16 protein-coding genes and 2 tRNA genes are annotated in these 16,990 nt (G+C 65.4%); 13 read left to right on the forward strand and 5 right to left on the reverse strand.

Annotated elements, in window-relative coordinates:
* The first annotated feature begins 11 nt into the window (after nt 1-11).
* Both AC3RCJ_RS25160 and AC3RCJ_RS25165 read left to right on the forward strand, forming a co-directional pair.
* Nucleotides 12-2,045, forward strand: coding sequence for a PAS domain S-box protein (locus AC3RCJ_RS25160; protein WP_492959667.1), 2,034 nt, complete (start codon nt 12-14; stop codon nt 2,043-2,045).
* Between the two features lie 23 nt (nt 2,046-2,068).
* Nucleotides 2,069-2,653: a response regulator transcription factor gene (locus tag AC3RCJ_RS25165; RefSeq protein WP_086143832.1), complete on the forward strand. Its 585-nt coding sequence runs from the start codon at nt 2,069-2,071 to the stop codon at nt 2,651-2,653.
* Between the two features lie 92 nt (nt 2,654-2,745).
* Here the strand turns inward: AC3RCJ_RS25165 and AC3RCJ_RS25170 are convergent, their stop codons facing one another.
* Nucleotides 2,746-3,573 (reverse strand): siderophore-interacting protein, encoded by an 828-nt coding sequence (locus AC3RCJ_RS25170; RefSeq protein ID WP_492959669.1) that lies wholly within the window; start codon nt 3,571-3,573, stop codon nt 2,746-2,748.
* A gap of 22 nt (nt 3,574-3,595) precedes the next feature.
* Complete coding sequence (locus AC3RCJ_RS25175) at nt 3,596-4,153, reverse strand: PadR family transcriptional regulator (RefSeq protein WP_492959671.1); 558 nt, start codon at nt 4,151-4,153, stop codon at nt 3,596-3,598.
* 170 nt (nt 4,154-4,323) lie between these two features.
* Between AC3RCJ_RS25175 and AC3RCJ_RS25180 the strand changes: the two genes are divergently transcribed.
* A complete protein-coding gene (locus tag AC3RCJ_RS25180; RefSeq protein WP_492959673.1) occupies nt 4,324-4,740 on the forward strand; it encodes a DUF3052 family protein in 417 nt (138 codons plus the stop codon).
* A 7-nt stretch (nt 4,741-4,747) separates the two neighbouring features.
* Here the strand turns inward: AC3RCJ_RS25180 and queG are convergent, their stop codons facing one another.
* Entirely contained in the window at nt 4,748-5,839 is a 1,092-nt protein-coding gene (gene queG, locus AC3RCJ_RS25185; RefSeq protein ID WP_492959675.1) for a tRNA epoxyqueuosine(34) reductase QueG, read from the reverse strand.
* A 78-nt stretch (nt 5,840-5,917) separates the two neighbouring features.
* On the opposite strand from queG, the gene tsaE reads away from it, so the two are divergent.
* The 3 genes from tsaE to AC3RCJ_RS25200 are packed head-to-tail and all read left to right on the forward strand — an operon-like array spanning nt 5,918 to nt 8,615.
* Nucleotides 5,918-6,406, forward strand: a complete 489-nt coding sequence (gene tsaE / locus AC3RCJ_RS25190; RefSeq protein WP_492959677.1) for a tRNA (adenosine(37)-N6)-threonylcarbamoyltransferase complex ATPase subunit type 1 TsaE — start codon at nt 5,918-5,920, stop codon at nt 6,404-6,406.
* Nucleotides 6,370-7,764, forward strand: a complete 1,395-nt coding sequence (locus tag AC3RCJ_RS25195; RefSeq protein ID WP_492959679.1) for an N-acetylmuramoyl-L-alanine amidase — start codon at nt 6,370-6,372, stop codon at nt 7,762-7,764. The genes tsaE and AC3RCJ_RS25195 overlap by 37 nt, the downstream gene beginning before the upstream one ends.
* 14 nt (nt 7,765-7,778) lie before the next feature.
* A complete protein-coding gene (locus AC3RCJ_RS25200; RefSeq protein ID WP_492959681.1) occupies nt 7,779-8,615 on the forward strand; it encodes a D-hexose-6-phosphate mutarotase in 837 nt (278 codons plus the stop codon).
* On the opposite strand, the gene AC3RCJ_RS25205 is transcribed toward AC3RCJ_RS25200, so the two are convergent.
* Nucleotides 8,612-9,667 carry a carbonic anhydrase gene (locus tag AC3RCJ_RS25205; RefSeq protein WP_492959683.1) on the reverse strand — a complete coding sequence of 352 codons (1,056 nt, stop codon included), beginning with the start codon at nt 9,665-9,667 and terminating at the stop codon, nt 8,612-8,614. The two genes, AC3RCJ_RS25200 and AC3RCJ_RS25205, sit on opposite strands and share 4 nt — an antisense overlap.
* 147 nt (nt 9,668-9,814) lie before the next feature.
* Nucleotides 9,815-10,465, reverse strand: coding sequence for a VTT domain-containing protein (locus tag AC3RCJ_RS25210; protein WP_492959685.1), 651 nt, complete (start codon nt 10,463-10,465; stop codon nt 9,815-9,817).
* 279 nt (nt 10,466-10,744) lie between these two features.
* On the opposite strand from AC3RCJ_RS25210, the gene AC3RCJ_RS25215 reads away from it, so the two are divergent.
* From AC3RCJ_RS25215 to AC3RCJ_RS25245, 7 genes are all read left to right on the forward strand, one after another.
* Complete coding sequence (locus AC3RCJ_RS25215; RefSeq protein WP_492959687.1) at nt 10,745-11,683, forward strand: peptidylprolyl isomerase; 939 nt, start codon at nt 10,745-10,747, stop codon at nt 11,681-11,683.
* Between the two features lie 143 nt (nt 11,684-11,826).
* Entirely contained in the window at nt 11,827-13,731 is a 1,905-nt protein-coding gene (gene mutL, locus AC3RCJ_RS25220; RefSeq protein ID WP_492959689.1) for a DNA mismatch repair endonuclease MutL, read from the forward strand.
* Between the two features lie 105 nt (nt 13,732-13,836).
* Nucleotides 13,837-14,784, forward strand: a complete 948-nt coding sequence (gene miaA / locus AC3RCJ_RS25225; protein WP_492959691.1) for a tRNA (adenosine(37)-N6)-dimethylallyltransferase MiaA — start codon at nt 13,837-13,839, stop codon at nt 14,782-14,784.
* A 228-nt stretch (nt 14,785-15,012) separates the two neighbouring features.
* A tRNA-Met gene (locus tag AC3RCJ_RS25230) sits at nt 15,013-15,089 on the forward strand.
* A 59-nt stretch (nt 15,090-15,148) separates the two neighbouring features.
* Nucleotides 15,149-15,225, forward strand: a tRNA-Met gene (locus AC3RCJ_RS25235).
* Between the two features lie 180 nt (nt 15,226-15,405).
* Nucleotides 15,406-15,933: a sigma-70 family RNA polymerase sigma factor gene (locus tag AC3RCJ_RS25240; RefSeq protein WP_492959693.1), complete on the forward strand. Its 528-nt coding sequence runs from the start codon at nt 15,406-15,408 to the stop codon at nt 15,931-15,933.
* Entirely contained in the window at nt 15,930-16,922 is a 993-nt protein-coding gene (locus tag AC3RCJ_RS25245; protein WP_492959695.1) for a FecR family protein, read from the forward strand. The genes AC3RCJ_RS25240 and AC3RCJ_RS25245 overlap by 4 nt, the downstream gene beginning before the upstream one ends.
* Nucleotides 16,923-16,990: the final 68 nt, after the last annotated feature.

The following is a 16,990-nucleotide window of genomic DNA, read 5'->3' on the forward strand; positions in this document are numbered from 1 at the left end:
CCCTGCCAGCCATGACGACTCCCCCCACCCTTGCGCGCCGCTTCAAGCTCTCCAGTCCGATGCGCTGGCTGCTGCCCGTCATCCTGCTGCTGCTGTTCCTGTCCATCCTGTTCTGGCTGCCCTGGCAGGCGCGCCAGATGGAGAGCAACGAGCGCCAGGAGCAGCTGATCGCCGACACGCTGTGGGTGGAGCAGACCATCCGCTTCCAGCTGGCGCGCAACGAGGAAAGCCTGTTCAACCTGGGCGTGGACATCGCCAGCGGCGCCCTGTCGGCGGAAAAAGTACACGAACGGCTGCAGCAGATGCTGCGCAACGGCCGCGAACTGCAGCGCGTGCTGTGGCTCGACGCCAGCGGCAAGGTGCTGGCCACCAGCGACAGCAGCCTGCCGCATGCCCTGGCGTTTTCGCCCGCCTCGCTGACGGCGGCAGACAATGCCCGCCGCCTGCACCGGGGCCAGTACGCCCAGCCGTCGCAGCAGACGGGCTTTCCCGACGTGCCGCCGGGCGCCATGCTGATGGATTATCACCAGCCCGTGTTCGAGGGCCAGCGCTACGCGGGCAGCCTGGTGGCGACCTACCAGATCAGCAGCCTGCTCGATGAAATGGTACCGTGGTGGTTCGCGCAGGATAACCAGATTTCGCTGATCGACCGCGACGACAAGGTGCTGGCGCGGCGCGCCGCGGCCGGCCCAGGCCACGGCGTGTACACGCACAAGCGCGCGCTCGACGTGCCCGGCGCCAGCATCACCCTGTTTACCGACAGCGTGAAAAGCCAGCCCAAGCTGCTGCCCAATTTGCTGGTCGGCTCCGTCATCGCCCTGTCACTGGGCTTGCTATGGAGCTTGCTGGCCCTGTGGCGCCACATTTCGCGCCGCCTGGTGGCCGAAGGCGCGCTGCGCCAGCAGATGCTGTTTCGCACGGCGATGGAAAACTCGCTGGTGACGGGCATGCGCGCGCGCGACCTGGAAGGCCGCGTCACCTACGTGAATCCCGCGTTTTGCCAGATCGTCGGCTATCCGCCCGAGGAAATCCTGGGCCGCCTGCCGCCCATGCCCTACTGGGTGCCGGAGGCGCTGGAGGAATACCAGCAGCGCTTCGTCAAGGCCCTGGCCGGCAATCCCACGCCGCAGTTCGAAACCTATTTCCAGCGCCCGGACGGCACGCGCGTGCCGGTGCTGATCTTCGAGGCGCCGCTGGTGGACAAGAACGGCCAGCAGACGGGATGGATGGGTTCCGTGCTCGACATTTCGGACCGCAAGCGCGTCGAGGAACTGAATCGCCAGCAGCAGGAAAAGCTGCAAACCAGTTCGCGCCTGGCCACCATGGGCGAACTGGCCTCGATGCTGGCGCATGAACTGAACCAGCCGCTGGCGGCCATCTCCAGCTACACCACGGGTGCGCTGAACCTGATACGGCGCGCCATCGACAGCGGCGTGCCCGTCGAGCCGAATACATTGAAACCTGCGCTGGAACAGGCGGGCGCCCAGGCGCAGCGGGCTGGCCAGATCATCCGCAGCGTGCACGATTTCGTGCGCAAGAGCGAGCCGCAGCGCCAGGATATCGCCATCCGCACCCTGATCGACGGCATCCGTGCGCTGATCGACCTGCAGGCACGCAAATACTATGTCACCATCCAGGAAGAGCTGCCGCCGGACCTGCCGCTGCTGCGCGCCGACCCCGTGATGATCGAGCAGGTGCTGCTGAACCTGACGCGCAACGCCATCGAGGCGATGCAGGACGCGGCGCCGGGACGGCGTATCATGCGCCTGCGGGCCAGCCACGATGCGCAGCAGGGCATGGTGACGGTGGACGTGATCGACCATGGCCACGGCATCCCGGTGGACGTGGCCGAGCGGCTGTTTTCGCCGTTTTTCTCGACCAAGTCCGAAGGCATGGGCATGGGCCTGAACATCTGCCGCACCGCCATCGAATTTCACGGCGGCGCGCTGACCTTCGGCGCCAACCCCGCAGGCGGTACCATCTTTACCTTCAGCGTGCCGGCAGCGCCGCGCGCGCCGCACCAAGCCACAACGAATGACGGATAACAAAATGACAAGCCGGAGACATCATGCTGCATATCATTGACGACGAAGAGGTCGTGCGCGACTCCCTGTCCTGGCTGGCCGCCTCGCGCAGCATCGAGGCGCGCAGCTACGCCAGCGCGCAGCAATTCCTCGATAGCCTCGACGGCAGCTTCGACGCCGCCGGCGACTGCGTGCTGCTCGACGTGCGCATGCCCGACATGAACGGCATCGCCCTGTTCGACCAGCTGGTCAAGCGCGACCTGACGGCGCGCCTGCCGGTGATTTTCCTCACCGGCCACGGCGACGTGCCGATGGCCGTCGACAGCCTGAAACGGGGCGCCTTCGATTTCTTTGAGAAGCCGTTCAACGACAACGACCTGATGGACCGCGTGCAGCAGGGCCTGGCCAACTCGCGCCAGGCCGGCGAACTGGCCGCCGTGCACGCGCGCCTGGCCACCCTGTCGACGCGCGAACGCGAAGTGCTGGACCTGATTTTGGCGGGCAAGATGAACAAGGTGGTGGCCGACAAGCTGGGCATCAGCATGCGCACTGTGGAAGTCCACCGCGCGCATATCTTCGACAAGATGCAGGTCAAGACGGCGGTGGAGCTGGCGGGGTTGTTGAAGTAATTGCAGCAATGTTGGATTACGCCGTATATTGCAACGCAGGTCGGCGTAGGTCGGGTTAGCGCAAAGCGCGTAACCCGACACCACTACCCCCATCACGCATCGTGATGCTCATGGTGCTCCGCCGCCCCATGCTTCCAGTAGCTGGCCACATGCAGATGCTGCTTCGGCACCCCGGCTTCAATAAAGTATCCACGCAAGCCCTGCACCTGCGCGTGCTCGCACGCCACCCACACGTAGCCGTCGCCATCCTGCGGCAAGGCGAGCTGCGCCAACGCTTCCAGCAACAGCGGGCCCTTGCGGCCATTGCGCGGCACCCAGCGCACATCCAGCTGCGCCGCGCTGTCCAGCGCGACCCTTTCTCCATCGTCGACGGTCTCGATCACGGCGATGGCCCGCGCCGTGGCCGGCAACTGCTCCAGGCGGCGGGAAATCGCCGGCAAGGCCGTCTGGTCGCCCACCAGCACATACCAGTCGAAGTCGAGCGGCACCAGCATGGAACCGCGCGGCCCGCCCACGCCCAGGGTCTGGCCGGGCGCAGCCTGCGCCGCCCAGCTGGCGGCCGGGCCGTCGCCATGCAGCACGAAGTCGATGTCCAGCTCGCGCCGCGCGGCGTCGTAGCGGCGCGGCGTGTAGTTGCGGGCGATGGGACGCGGCCCTTCCGCGTACTGGATCGGGTTGGCGCCATTGCCCAGCACGGGGAACACGGGCGTGGTCTGGCCCGGGGCGGGGAAAAACAGCTTTACGTGGTCGTCGTGCGCCGGCGAGACAAAGCCTTCCAGATCATCGCCCGCCAGCGTGATGCGGCGCATGTGCGGCGTCAGCTGTTCGGTACGCACGACGGTGAGCACGCGCAGTTTCAAGTCATGCCGCACGCGCTCGATGGCATGCGGACGTGGTGTTGCAGGTGAGGCAGTAGTCATTGCGTATCCTTGTAAAGTGGGCTCAGTGGCCGTCGACGATGGCGTTCGCCGCCTGTTCCAGCACGGCGGACACGCGCTCGGCTTCCGCTTCGCTCCAATTGGTCTTGTTCAGCAGCAGCGCATGTTTCAAGGTGTGCATGGCCTGGCGCACGCGCTCGGGCAAGGCGTTGCGCGCCTGGACGCGGGCAAACATGTCGAGGCGGGCCAGGATGCCGTCGACCTGGGCGCGGTTCTCGTCGAGATAGGCGCGGCCCAGGTCCGTGATCGTGTAGAGTTTCTTGCCGCTGGCGCTTTCGGAGGACGTCACATGGTCCTGCTCTTCCAGCAAGGTCAAGGTCGGATACACGGCCCCGGGGCTGGGGGCGTAGGCGCCGCCGCAACGCTCCTCGATGGCCTTGATGATTTCATAACCGTGGCGGGGGCTGATTTCGATCAGCGCCAGCACGATCAGCGGCAGGTCGCCGCGGCCGAAGACGCGCTCGGCCCGTTCGCCGCGCCCTCGTCCACCTGGGCCACCGGGACCGCCATGGCCCATGCCGTCGCCGCGCTCGTCGAAGCCGCGCGGGCCGCGGCCGTGCATGAAGTATTCGTGACGGTGTTCGTGGCGATGCCCGCCGTGATGGTGATGGTGATGCTGGCCGCAATGGCCGTGTTCTGCGTGGTGTGAGTTTCTCATGTTTTCTCTTTAAAGATATATCGTTAGTAGGTATCGCCATTTTATAACGATATATCGATAAGTCAAGGAGAAATTTGTTATGCTTGTCCTTCCTCAATCCGCACGCCGATGCCATGCCCGACAAAACCGCCTTTGACAAAATGGTTGTGAAAAATGCCAAGGCCCTGGCCGTGCTCAATGACGGCGGCGAACATGCGGCCCTGCTGGCGCAGTTGCCGGCCGGGCGGCGGGTGAGTGAAGGAGAGCGCGCCGACTGGATCTTGCTGTTTGCGCGCAGCCGCGCGGAACTGGAGCAGTTCCTGCCAGCGGCGCAGGCGCGCCTGGCGCCCGGCGGCGCGCTCTGGGTGGCCTACCGCAAGGGCGGCATGAAGGCGGGCAGCGATATCCACCGCGACGATATTCGCCTGTATGCGCAGGAAACAGGGCTGGCCAGCGTGGCCATGGTCGCCATCGACGCCGCCTGGTCGGCGCTGCGCTTGAAGCAGGCGTAAACCGGCGCTAATCGATGCCGTGCAGGGCCAGCGCCCATTCGACGTGTTCGCGCACGATGGCCGACGGGTGCTCGCGGCGCGACAGCAGGGCCGCGACGAGGTCGGCCTGGCCCCGGGCCTTGGCGGCAGCGTTGCCCATGCCGACGGCCAGGTTGCGCAGCCAGCGCTCGTGGCCGATGCGGCGGATCGCGCTGCCTTCCATGCGGCGGTTGAATTCCTCTTCCGTCCAGGCGAACAGCTCGACCATGCCGGCGCTGCCCAGGCCGTGGCGCTCGTCGAAGTCGGGCACGACGGCGCGCTGGGCGAACTTGTTCCACGGGCAGACGGTCTGGCAATCGTCGCAGCCGTACACCTTGTTGCCGATCAAGGGGCGCATCTCGACGGGAATCGCGCCCTTCAGCTCGATCGTCAGGTAGGAGATGCAGCGGCGCGCATCGAGCCGGTACGGCCCCAGGATGGCTTGCGTCGGGCACACCGTGATGCAGGCCGAGCACTGGCCGCAGCGCGGGGTCTCCGGCGGGTCGACGGGCAGCGGCACGTCGACCAGGATCTCGCCGAGGAAAAAGAAGGAACCGCCCTGGCGGTTGATCAGCAAGGTATGCTTGCCGCGCCAGCCCAAGCCGCCTTTTTGCGCCAGTTCGACCTCCATCACGGGCGCCGAATCGCTGAAGACGCGGTAGCCGAAGTCGCCAATCTCGCCCTTGATCCGCTCGGCCAGCTGCTGCAGGCGCGAACGCATCACCTTGTGGTAATCGCGGCCGCGCGCATACACGGAGATCACGGCCGCCGCAGGGTCGGCGTCGCGCGCCGCCTCGTGCGCGCGCCAGTCCTGGCCCAGCGCGGGCGGCAAATAATTCATGCGTGCGCTGATGGCGCGCACCGTGCCCGGCACCAGCTCGGCCGGGCGCGCGCGCTTCATGCCATGGCTGGCCATGTAATCCATTTCGCCGTGGTACCCTGCATCTAGCCACGCTTGCAGGGGCGCCTCCATGTGCGACAGGTCCACGTCGGCGATGCGCACCTCGGCAAAACCCAGCTCGCGCCCCCATTGCTTGATGGAGCGCGCAAGGAGGTCAAGATCGGTGGCGATGGCGGACATAAGGGACTTTACGGAAAACGGCAGGGGCGCGGGCGGTTACAATGACAGCAGCCTCCATTTTATGCGATACCGAAGATAATGACCGAACACTTCAAAGCCCACCTCCACGACGAAGCCGGCACCGCCGCGCTGGGCGCCGCGCTGGCGCGCGCGCTGGCGCCGGGCCTGGCGATCTACCTGCACGGCGACCTGGGCGCCGGCAAGACGGCCCTCACGCGCGCCCTGCTGCATGCGGCCGGCCATGCGGGCCACGTGAAAAGCCCCACCTACACCTTGTCCGAACCGTACACGGTACAACTCGGCGGCCAGAGCGTCAACGTCATCCACTTCGACCTGTACCGCATGGGCAGTGCCGAGGAATTCCTCGACGCCGGTTTTCGCGAAGACTTCGACGGCCGCAATATCTGCATCGTCGAATGGCCGGAAAAGGCCGAACCGGTGCTGCCGCCGGCGGACCTGAATATTTATTTGAGCGTTGCGGGTACAGGACGTGATGTAGAATTGCAAGCGTCTTCTGAATTGGGTCTGTCATGCCTTCACCGTCTCAAATTCGCCCCGAACCTTTGATCTCCTCGCCTATCACCCGGCGCACGGTACTCAAGGCCGGCGGCACCCTGCTGTTGTCCGTGTTCGCACCGATGTCGGCGATGGCGGCGCAAATTCTCGCCGTGCGCGTCTGGCCCGCCGAAGACTACACGCGCGTCACCCTGGAAAACGACAGCATCCTCAAGGCGACCCACTTCATCGTCAAGGACCCGGAGCGCCTGGTGGTCGACATCGAAGGCCTGGAACTCAACCCCACCTTGAAAGGCCTGGTGGCGAAGATCCAGTCGAACGACCCGTACATCAAGCAGGTGCGCGTGGGCCAGAACCGGCCCAACGTCGTGCGCCTGGTGTTCGACCTGAAAGAGGAAGTCACGCCGCAGCTGTTTACCCTGCCGCCGGCCGGCTCCTACAATCACCGCCTGATCTTCGACCTGTATCCCGTGCGCGAGCCGGATCTGATCGCGCAGATGATCGAGAAGGGCGACTGGTCGAGCGACCCGGCCAAGCCCTTGATGTCCGATACGCACACGCCGCCGCCCGCGCTGCCCCTGCCCGACAGCGGCAAGCCGCCCGTGGCCGTCGCCCCGGCAAAGCCCATCGTGCCGCCCGTGCCGGAACTGCGTCCGGAACAGCGCCCGGAAGCGCGCCCCCTGCCCGGTCAGAAAGTGCTGCGCATGATTACCATCGCGCTCGACCCCGGCCACGGCGGCGAAGATCCTGGCGCCATGGGCAGCCGTGGCAGCCGCGAAAAAGACGTGGTGCTGGCCATTGCCAAGCGCCTCAAGACCAAGCTGGAGCTGCAGCCGAACATGCGCGTCATGCTCACGCGCGACGCCGATTTCTTCGTCCCGCTGGGCATGCGCGTGGAAAAGGCGCGCAAGGTGCAGGCCGACCTGTTCGTCTCCATCCACGCCGATGCGTTTATCCAGCCGACGGCGCGCGGCTCTTCCGTCTTCGTGCTGTCCGAAAAAGGTGCCACCTCGACGGCCGCGCGCTGGCTGGCCAACAAGGAAAACCAGGCCGACCTGATCGGCGGCGTGAACGTGAAGAACCACGACAAGCAGCTGGCCAGCGTGCTGCTCGACCTGTCGACGACGGCGCAGATCAATGACAGCATGAAGCTGGGCAAGGCCGTCCTGCGCGAAATCGGCGGCATCAACCGCCTGCACAAGGGTTCCGTCGAACAGGCCGGCTTCGCCGTGCTGAAAGCACCCGACATTCCCTCCATCCTGATCGAAACGGCCTTCATCTCGAATCCGGAGGAAGAAGCCAAGCTGACCGACAACGCCTACCAGGACCAGATGGCCGACGCCATCGTCACCGGCATCAAGAATTACTTTGCCAAGAATCCGCCGCTGGCGAAAAGCCGTTTGACCTGACATGAAAGCCTAGCATGAGCAACAGCACCTTTGGCCAGCTGCCGGCCATGACCATCCGCGCCGCCGACGGCGCGCAGGCGACCGTCACCCTGTACGGCGGCCACCTGGTCTCGTGGCAAACCAGCGATGGCCAGGAACGCCTGTTCTGCAGCCGCGACTCCGCCCTCGACGGCAGCCGCGCCATCCGGGGCGGCGTGCCCGTGATCTTCCCCCAGTTCGGCGCGCGCGGCACGGGCATGCGCCACGGCTTTGCGCGCGTGGCGACCTGGCAGCTGGAATCGACGGGCGACGCCGATGGCGCCGCATGGGCGCAATTCATCCTGCATCACACGGACCTGCCCGAGGCGATCGCCGCCAGTTGGCCCTGGGCCTTCACCCTGCGCCTGCGCGTGGCGCTGCAAGGCCAGTCGCTGGAATTGCAGCTGTCCGTGCACAACACGGGCGAACAGGCATTTCCGTTCTCGGCCGCCCTGCACAGCTATTTTGCGATCGATCAATTGAGCGAGGCGCGCGTTGGCGGCCTGCAGCGCGTGCGCTATTCGGACGAGACGCCGCAGGACGCCCTGCAGGCGGAAGAATGGCTGCAGTTTGCGGACAAGCTGGACCGCATCTATTACCAGTTGCCGGGCGCCCTGACCCTGCAGTCCGGCGGCCACACCTTGCGCCTGGAGCAGCAGGGCTTCACGGATGCCGTCGTGTGGAACCCCGGCGCGCAGGACGCGGCCGCCCTGCCCGACCTGGCCGACGACGAATACCAGCGCTTCATCTGCATCGAGCCTGCCCTGATCCAGCCCGACCTGCTGGCCGCCGGCGCCGAATGGACCGGCCGCCAGCACCTGGAATTCGCTTAGTTGGATTCCTTGATGATGCGTCCGTTACCGGATTGCACCGGCCGCGCATTGAGCGGATACAAACGGCTGAACAGCGCCATCTGCGCCGGCGACGCCTGCACCGGCTGCTTCATCACCAGCCACAGCACGCCCTCGCTGCAGGGCGGCGAAGTGAGCGATCCCATATACGTGTAGTAATCGCGCCGAGCCGGCAGCATCTCGGCCGGATCGAGCAAAATGGTCGGCTGCATGGTCTCGAATTTTTCCAGCGGCAGGTTGTTCCATACGGTCTGGATGGTCGATTGCGGCGCTCCCCGCTCCAGCAGCAGCGCCAGCACGGCCAGCTTGCCCTCGCCATCGCGGTGTACCAGGTGCACCACCATTTCAAAGGACTTGCCATTGATGCGCTCTTCCGACGGGCGGTGGAAGTGGAATTGCTGCAATTCGAACATGCGGTTCTGCACCGTGATGTAGTTGCCGCCGCTCACACCCACCTGCACCGTGTGGCCATTGTCGACCACACTGAACGAGGAAGGATGGTAATCAAAACTGATCTGTTCGAGCTCCACCTTCATGCCGTCGCGGATGTCGATGGGCGACTGGCGGTTGCCGTTGCCGCATTTGGCCCAGTCGACATTGATCTTGCTCCAGTTCGCGGGTCCGCTTTCCCCTTCGTAAGACCAGTGCGTGCCGCGCGGCACGGGCGGCGGCGGTGGCGGCGCCGCCTTCACCACGGCCGCGCGCTTGGCCCTGGCCGCGGCGCGGGCCGCCTGCGTGGCGCGCATTTCCGCCAGGCGCGCCGCGATGCGTTCGGACAAGTCGACTTCGGCAGCCTCTTCCTTGTCGCGCGCCGAACTGGCCGTGGGCGCGACCGTCACGGGCGCCTTGCCCTTGACCGACTCGGTCAGGGTTTTCATGGCGGCGGCTCGCGCCGAGGCGGACACTGGCGCGCTGAGCGGGCCGGGGGCCGCATGGGGCGATGCAGCAGTCGCCGAAGCGGGGGCATCTTTGGCGCTGGCCATGGCCGCCAGGGCGGCAAGGCTGCAAGCTAACAGGGCGCTCAAATGTCGCATGGAAATCCAGAAAGTGAGAATACCCTCTGGTTTACGGCTGTAAAGCAATAAAACTTGAATCGAAGCAGGAGTGCAGGAAGGAAATACTTAAGCCAGGGCAGGCTGCGGACAGTGCCGCAGCGCATCAGCCCTGGCTCAATGGTGGACTCAGGCCGACTTGGCCGTCATCTTCTTGTAGAGTTTCCAGATGCCGCCCAGCGCAATCGGAACGACCGCCGCGCCGACACCGATCAGCACGATCAAGGTCAGGTGGTCGCGGATCCATGGGATATTGCCGAAGAAGTAGCCGGCCGTCACCAGGCCCACCACCCACAGCAGGGCGCCCGTCACGTTATACATCTGGAAGCGCGCATGCGTCATGTCGGAAATACCGGCGACGAATGGGGCAAAGGTGCGCACCACCGGTACGAAGCGGGCCAGGATGATGGTCTTGCCGCCATGCTTTTCAAAGAATTCATGCGTGCGGCGCATGGCATCCTTGTTGATCCAGCGGTAATCGTGGGTAAACACCCTCTGCCCGATGGCTTCGCCTATCCAGTAGTTGAGCGTGTTGCCGGTCACGGCGGCCGTCACCAGCAAGCCGATCAGCAAGCCCAGGTGCATCTGCCCCGTCGCGCAAAACGCGCCGGCGATAAACAATAAAGTATCCCCGGGAAAGAAAAACAGGACCACGAGGCCTGTCTCGCAAAAAATAATGGCAAACAGCACCGCATACACGAGGGTGCCATACTGTTCGATCAAGATACCCAGCGTCTTGTCGACATGGACAATCATGTCGAGGAATTGCACAAAATCCATATATTTTTCCCTAAAGGTAGCGCCGGAATCATACACCACCGCGCCCATGCGGCGGCAGTCCGCGGCCCGATTTTTCGGGATTAATTTTGCCACGCCCCTGGGTGCGTGGCATTTTAAGTAAAGGTTAAGGAAAGGAGGCGCTCCAGCTCCGCCAGCCCGGCCTGCACGCCCGTTTTCCGCCATGAGCATGCGGCCGGCATGAAAAGTTTATTCATCGAAATATTGCCATTTAGGTATACACTTTCCATATGGCGCACCCCGCGCCGCTCAGGAGAACACATGCATCTGACATCATTAAGCGGCCTCGGCATGGCCGCCGTGCTGGGCATGGCCTTGCTGCCCGCCCACGCGGCTCCCATCAGCATCAAGCCGCCTGCCGAACTGCCCGTCCAGAAGACAATCGCCGACGCCATCAAGGCGTCAACGCCAGCGGACTGGCGTCCGCTGGATCCGGCCAACACGCTGTACCTGGAGATTCCCGCCGGCCGCGTGGTGATGGAACTGGCGCCCGAATTCGCGCCGCAGCACGTGGCCAACATCAAGGCGCTGGTAGCCGAACAGTATTACGACGGCCTGGCCATCACGCGCGCGCAGGACAACTGGGTAGTGCAATGGGGTGATCCGAACGAGAAACATCCCAAGCCGATCCAGCATGCGCGGCGCACCCTGCCCGGCGAATTCACGGTGCCTTTGACAAATATCAAGAGCTTCACGCGCCTGCCTGACGTCGATGGCTATGCGCCGCAAGTGGGGCATTCGAACGGCTTCCCCTCCGCGCGCGATCCGAAGAGCGGCACGGCCTGGCTCACGCATTGCTATGCGACCGTCGGTGTCGGGCGCGACAATGGCAGCGACAGCGGCGGCGGCACGGAGCTGTATGCCGTCATCGGCCAGTCGCCCCGGCACCTGGACCGCGACATCACGGTGATCGGCCGGGTCGTCGCCGGCATGCCCCTGTTGTCGACCTTGCCACGGGGCACGGCGCCCATGGGCTTTTATGACAGTCCCGAGAAAAACGTGCCGATCAAGGCTATCCGCCTGGCCGCCGACCTGCCGCCGGAGCAGCGCAGCCAGCTGGAAGTGATGCGCACCGACAGCGCCGCCTACCAGGCCGTGCTGTCGGCCCAGCGCCACCGCGGCGGCCCGTGGAGCAAGGTCGCCGCCGGCCATGTCGACCTGTGCAATGCGCCGATACCGGTGCGGGAAGTGGGGAAGTAAATAGGGACCAAGACTGGGGTCAGACCCCCGGGTACGTTGGCGCCAAATTTTGTGTTAACGGTGTTGAGGGTCTGACCCCAAGAACGTTGGCGCTACGCTTTGCGTTGGCGGCGTTGCAGGTCTGACCCCGGTATAATTACCGCATGAACGCTCCCATCACGCCCCACCGCCCGATCCAGGCCCTGCCTGACCAGTTGATTTCGCAAATCGCCGCCGGCGAGGTGGTCGAGCGGCCATCGGCCGTGGTCAAGGAGCTGCTGGAAAACGCGCTCGACTCGGGCGCCACGCAGATCACCGTGCGGCTCGAGGAAGGGGGCGTGAAACGCATCGCGATTACCGATAACGGCCGCGGCATTGATAAAGACCAGCTGCCGCTGGCCCTGGCGCGCCACGCCACCTCGAAGATCGCCTCCCTGCACGACCTGGAAAACGTGGGCACGCTGGGCTTCCGGGGCGAGGCGCTGGCCTCGATCGCTTCGGTGGCCGCCGTCACCGTGACCTCGCGCACGGCCGACGCGGCCCACGCCTGGGAAATCGTCGGCTCGCACAATGGCAGCGTTTCGCCATCGTCGGGCGCGCACGGCACCACGGTCGACGTGCAAGACCTGTATTTCAACACGCCCGCGCGGCGCAAATTCCTCAAATCCGAGCAGACGGAGTACGGACACTGCGCCGAGGTCGTGCGCCGCATCGCCCTGGCGCGGCCCGATGTGTCGTTCTCGCTGTCGCACAATGGCCGCACCATCGACCAGTGGAATATCAGCGAACTGGCCAAGCGCAGCGCCCACATCCTGGGTAACGACTTCGCCGAGGCGCGCCTGGCGCTGGACGAATCGGCCGGCAGCCTGCGCATTCACGGCTTTGCCGGCTTGCCGACGGCGTCCAAGGCGCGCGCCGACGGCCAGTTCTTTTATGTCAACGGGCGCTTCGTGCGCGACAAGCTGCTGGTGCATGCCGTGCGCATGGCGTATCAAGACGTGCTGCACGGCGACCGTTTTCCATCCTACGTGCTGGCGCTCGACCTCGACCCGGCCCTGGTCGACGTCAACGTGCACCCGTCGAAGATCGAAGTGCGCTTCCGCGACAGCCGCTCCGTGCACCAGTTCGTCTTCCACGCGGTGCAGCGCGCGCTGGCGCAGACGTCGGCCACGGCCTTCGGCAGCGTGCCGGCACCGCTGCCGGCCGCTTCCACCCTGGGCGGCGACGCCGGCTCAGCTAACGGTGGCCCCGGCATCTGGCGCCGCGAACAGACGCAAACCTCGTTCGGTGCGCAATTTACGAATACCTTCGCGCCCGCCTCGCCCGGCGCGGCCCGCCCCTTCTTTGCCGACGCGCCAGGCGTGGCCCAGGATACGGCGGCCTACGGCGCCCTGTTCGGCGGCGGCAGCGCATCCTCGCCAATCACGCAGGTGGAGCCCTACATCGCCTCGCCCGAAGCGATGGCGCGCGAAGAATATCCGCTGGGCTTTGCCCTGGCCCAGCTGCACGGCATCTACATCCTGGCGCAGAACACCAAGGGCCTGGTACTGGTCGACATGCACGCCGCGCACGAGCGCATCCTGTACGAACAGCTGAAAAACGCGCTGCAGGCGCAGGTGTCGGGCCAGGACATGCAGGTGCAATCCTTGCTGATCCCCGTGACGTTCTATGCGGACGCCATCGAAGTGTCGACGGCGAATGAAAACCAGGACACCTTGAAAGCGCTGGGCTTCGATATCGCCGCCCTGTCGCCCACCACCCTGGCCGTGCGCTCCGTGCCAACCCTGCTCAAGAACGCCGACGCGCAGACGCTGGCGCGCGACGTGCTGCGCGACGTGCGCGAATACGGCGGCTCGCGCGTGCTGATCGAGCGCCAGAACGAATTGCTGGGCACTCTGGCCTGCCATACGGCCGTGCGCGCCAACCGCATCCTGTCGGCACAGGAAATGAACGCCCTGCTGCGCCAGATGGAAAGCACGGAACGCGCCGACCAGTGCAACCATGGACGCCCGACGTGGGTCCAGGTCGAGATCAACGCGCTCGATAAACTATTCCTGCGCGGCCAGTAAACGGTAGGTCGGATTAGCGCAGCGTAGTCCGACACTGCAGCGGCGTCATCACGTCGGCTTACGCTTGCGCTAAGCCGACCTACGCATCACCTTACACGAGTCAACATGCAAAACACCCCACACCTCCCCCTGGCCGTCGCCATCATGGGCCCCACGGCCAGCGGCAAGACGGCCAGTGCGCTGGCCATCGCGCAAGCCATCCCGTCCGAGATCATTTCCGTCGATTCCGCCCTCGTCTACCGGGGCATGGATATCGGCACGGCCAAGCCCTCGCAAGACGAGCTGGCCCAGGTACCGCATCATTTGATCGACATCATCGACCCGCTCGATGCGTATTCCGTGGCCCAGTTCCGCAATGACACCCTGCGCCTGGTGGCCGAGATTGCCGCACGCGGCAAGCTGCCGCTGCTCGTCGGCGGCACCATGCTGTACTTCAAGGGCCTGGCCGATGGCCTCGACGACCTGCCCGGCGCCGATCCTGCCTTGCGCGCCCAACTGGAAGAAGACGCGGCCGCCATCGGCTGGCCCGCCATGCATGCGCGCCTGGCCGAGCAGGACCCCGTCACGGCGGCGCGCCTGGCGCCGCAGGATGCGCAGCGCATCGGCCGCGCGCTGGAAATCATCGCCCTGTCGGGCCAGCCCATGTCGGCCTTGCTGGACCGGCGCGAAAAGACCGTGCTGCCTTTCCGGCTGCAATCGTTCGCGCTGGAGCCGTCCGACCGCGCCGTGCTGCACGCGCGCATCGCCACGCGCTTCGACCTGATGCTGAAGAACGACGCCCTGCTCGATGAGGTGGAGCAGCTGCGCCGCCGTGGCGACCTGCATCCGGGCCTGCCCTCGATGCGCTGCGTCGGCTACCGCCAGGCCTGGGAATACCTCGATGGCCGCATCGACCGCGCCACCCTGCGCGAGACGGGCATCATCGCCACGCGCCAGCTGGCCAAGCGGCAGCTCACCTGGCTGCGTTCGATGCCGGAGCGCAGCGTCGTCGATTGCCTGGGAGCGGATCCGGCCAGCGCCATGCTGGCACAAATCTTCCCTTTGCTGACATAAGCGTCGCCACACAACAACTGGCCAAGCGCTAGGCTCGACTTAGGCTGCGTTCGATGCCGGAACGCAGCGTCGTCGATTGCCTGGGAGCTGATCCGGCCAGCGCCATGCTGGCGCAAATCCGGCCGTTGCTGAAATAATCATCAACGCTGCAGCACGCAAAAAAACCGCACATTTTTTTGCGCCAGCATTGACAAGGAAATGCGAAGACTGGATAATGCTCGGCTGTTGGGTGATATAGCTCAGTTGGTTAGAGCACAGCATTCATAATGCTGGGGTCGGTGGTTCAAGTCCACCTATCACCACCAAAGAACATCGATCAGGTTTCCCCTGGTCAAAACCAGCATCCGGTCTGACCGGTCTGTTTGGTGATATAGCTCAGTTGGTTAGAGCACAGCATTCATAATGCTGGGGTCGGTGGTTCAAGTCCACCTATCACCACCAAGAATTTGCAGCATTGAAAAACCCGCCCTGCCCCGTGCAGCGGCGGGTTTTTTCATTACCGGCTGCCGCGCATGCGGCCTGCGCGCAACACCTGCCCCTTCCGCATGCAATCGGGGATTGTGGCGAGACGCTGCTGGCGCTTACAATGAGAATAATTCTCATTTATATTATTCATACCCCATGTCCGCCATCCAACCCAGCCTGCAACAGCAAGTGCAGTCGCTCTACAGCGAGCATCATGGCTGGCTGGTGGGCTGGCTGCGCAAGAAACTCAGCTGCCCGCATGGCGCGGCCGACGTGGCGCAAGACACGTTCGTGCGCATCATCGCCTCGCGCGACGCCCTGTTCGGCATGCGCGAGCCGCGCGCCTACCTGTCCACGACGGCCAAGCGCTTGCTGCTCGACCGCGCGCGCCGGCAAGTGCTCGAGCGCAGCTACCTGGCGGAGCTGGCCCTGCTGGCCGACAGCCTGCCCGGCGCGCCCTCGCCGGACGAGGTCCTGATGGCCGTGCAGGCGCTCGGGCAGATCGCCACGGCGCTGGCGGGCCTGTCCGCCAGGGCGCGCGACGCCTTCTTGCTGCACTACCTGGAAGAACAGCCGCAGGCCGCCGTCGCCGCGCAGCTGAACGTTTCCACGCGCATGGTGCAAAAATACCTGGTGCAAGCCTTGCTGGCCTGCCGCCACGCCTGCCCGGCCATGGCGGCATGAGCAGCGCGCGCACGGATATCGTCGCCGAACAGGCCGCCCGCTGGATCGTGCAGCTCAGCGCGGACGACCCGGCCGAGCGCGAACAGGCACGCTCCGGCTACGCCGCGTGGAAGGCGGCCGACCCGCTGCATGCGACGGCGGCGGCCGGCATGGAAAACCTGCTGCGCCAATTGCACGCCGTGCGCGAACCGGCGGGCGGCGACCACCGCCCCGCGCGCGCCGCGCTGGCGGCCATCGCCCCCGATCGTCCCCGCCAGCGTCTGCGCCAGCTGGCCGCCGCCGGCACCGTCGCCATGCTGATACTGACAACTACCATGGTGGCCAGCGAACGCCCCGCCTACCTGCTGGCCGACCTGCGCAGTCCCACGGGACAGTGGCGCACGCATGCCCTGGCCGACGGCAGCCGGATCACCCTGGCCGGCGACAGCGCCGTCAACGTGCATTTCAGCGCGGGCGAGCGGCACGTGGAGCTGGTGCGTGGCGACATCCTCGTCGACGTGGCCAAGGATGCGCAGCGCCCCTTCATCGTCGACAGCGGCCAGGCGGCGATCCGCGCGCTGGGTACGCGCTTCACCGTGCGCAGGGAAGACGGCGCCACCATCCTGAACATGCTGGAATCGAAAGTATCCGCGCAGGTGCCGCAACATCCGGCCGTCGTGGTCCGGGCGGGCCAGCGCGCGCGCATCACGGGCGATGGCGTGGGACCGCTAACAACCATCGATGCGGACAGCGTGCAGGACGCGTGGCGCGCGCGCCAGCTGGTGGTCGACGACCAGCCGCTGGCCGAGGTGCTCGACGAGCTGGCCCGCCACCGCCCCGGCCAGCTGCATTACGACCGCGCGCAGATCGCCGGCATCCGCGTGGCCGCCGTGCTGCCGCTGGACGACACGGACAAGGCGCTGCAGCTGCTGATCGACAATTTCCCGCAGCTGCGCATCCGCATGCTGACGCGCTACCTGGTGATGGTCGACGCCCCCGCCACAAAATAGATAATTAATTTTGTGTTCGCGGTTCCGTTTTGCGCGTCTCGTGCGTCAAGGCAGCTGAGATCATTCAA

The organism is Janthinobacterium sp. GW822-FHT07H11 (genome assembly GCF_058798615.1).

Bases quoted from the DNA above. Each gene is read 5' to 3' on its own strand.
- AC3RCJ_RS25175 (WP_492959671.1), bottom strand. From the start codon at position 4,153: ATGCACGGCCGCGGCCCGCGCGGCTTCGACGAGCGCGGCGACGGCATG.
- AC3RCJ_RS25160 (WP_492959667.1), top strand. From the start codon at position 12: ATGACGACTCCCCCCACCCTTGCGCGCCGCTTCAAGCTCTCCAGTCCG.
- mutL (WP_492959689.1), top strand. From the start codon at position 11,827: ATGAACGCTCCCATCACGCCCCACCGCCCGATCCAGGCCCTGCCTGAC.
- AC3RCJ_RS25170 (WP_492959669.1), bottom strand. From the start codon at position 3,573: ATGACTACTGCCTCACCTGCAACACCACGTCCGCATGCCATCGAGCGC.
- AC3RCJ_RS25245 (WP_492959695.1), top strand. From the start codon at position 15,930: ATGAGCAGCGCGCGCACGGATATCGTCGCCGAACAGGCCGCCCGCTGG.
- AC3RCJ_RS25240 (WP_492959693.1), top strand. From the start codon at position 15,406: ATGTCCGCCATCCAACCCAGCCTGCAACAGCAAGTGCAGTCGCTCTAC.
- AC3RCJ_RS25210 (WP_492959685.1), bottom strand. From the start codon at position 10,465: ATGGATTTTGTGCAATTCCTCGACATGATTGTCCATGTCGACAAGACG.
- queG (WP_492959675.1), bottom strand. From the start codon at position 5,839: ATGTCCGCCATCGCCACCGATCTTGACCTCCTTGCGCGCTCCATCAAG.
- miaA (WP_492959691.1), top strand. From the start codon at position 13,837: ATGCAAAACACCCCACACCTCCCCCTGGCCGTCGCCATCATGGGCCCC.
- AC3RCJ_RS25165 (WP_086143832.1), top strand. From the start codon at position 2,069: ATGCTGCATATCATTGACGACGAAGAGGTCGTGCGCGACTCCCTGTCC.
- AC3RCJ_RS25215 (WP_492959687.1), top strand. From the start codon at position 10,745: ATGCATCTGACATCATTAAGCGGCCTCGGCATGGCCGCCGTGCTGGGC.
- AC3RCJ_RS25200 (WP_492959681.1), top strand. From the start codon at position 7,779: ATGAGCAACAGCACCTTTGGCCAGCTGCCGGCCATGACCATCCGCGCC.
- tsaE (WP_492959677.1), top strand. From the start codon at position 5,918: ATGACCGAACACTTCAAAGCCCACCTCCACGACGAAGCCGGCACCGCC.
- AC3RCJ_RS25205 (WP_492959683.1), bottom strand. From the start codon at position 9,667: ATGCGACATTTGAGCGCCCTGTTAGCTTGCAGCCTTGCCGCCCTGGCG.
- AC3RCJ_RS25195 (WP_492959679.1), top strand. From the start codon at position 6,370: ATGCCTTCACCGTCTCAAATTCGCCCCGAACCTTTGATCTCCTCGCCT.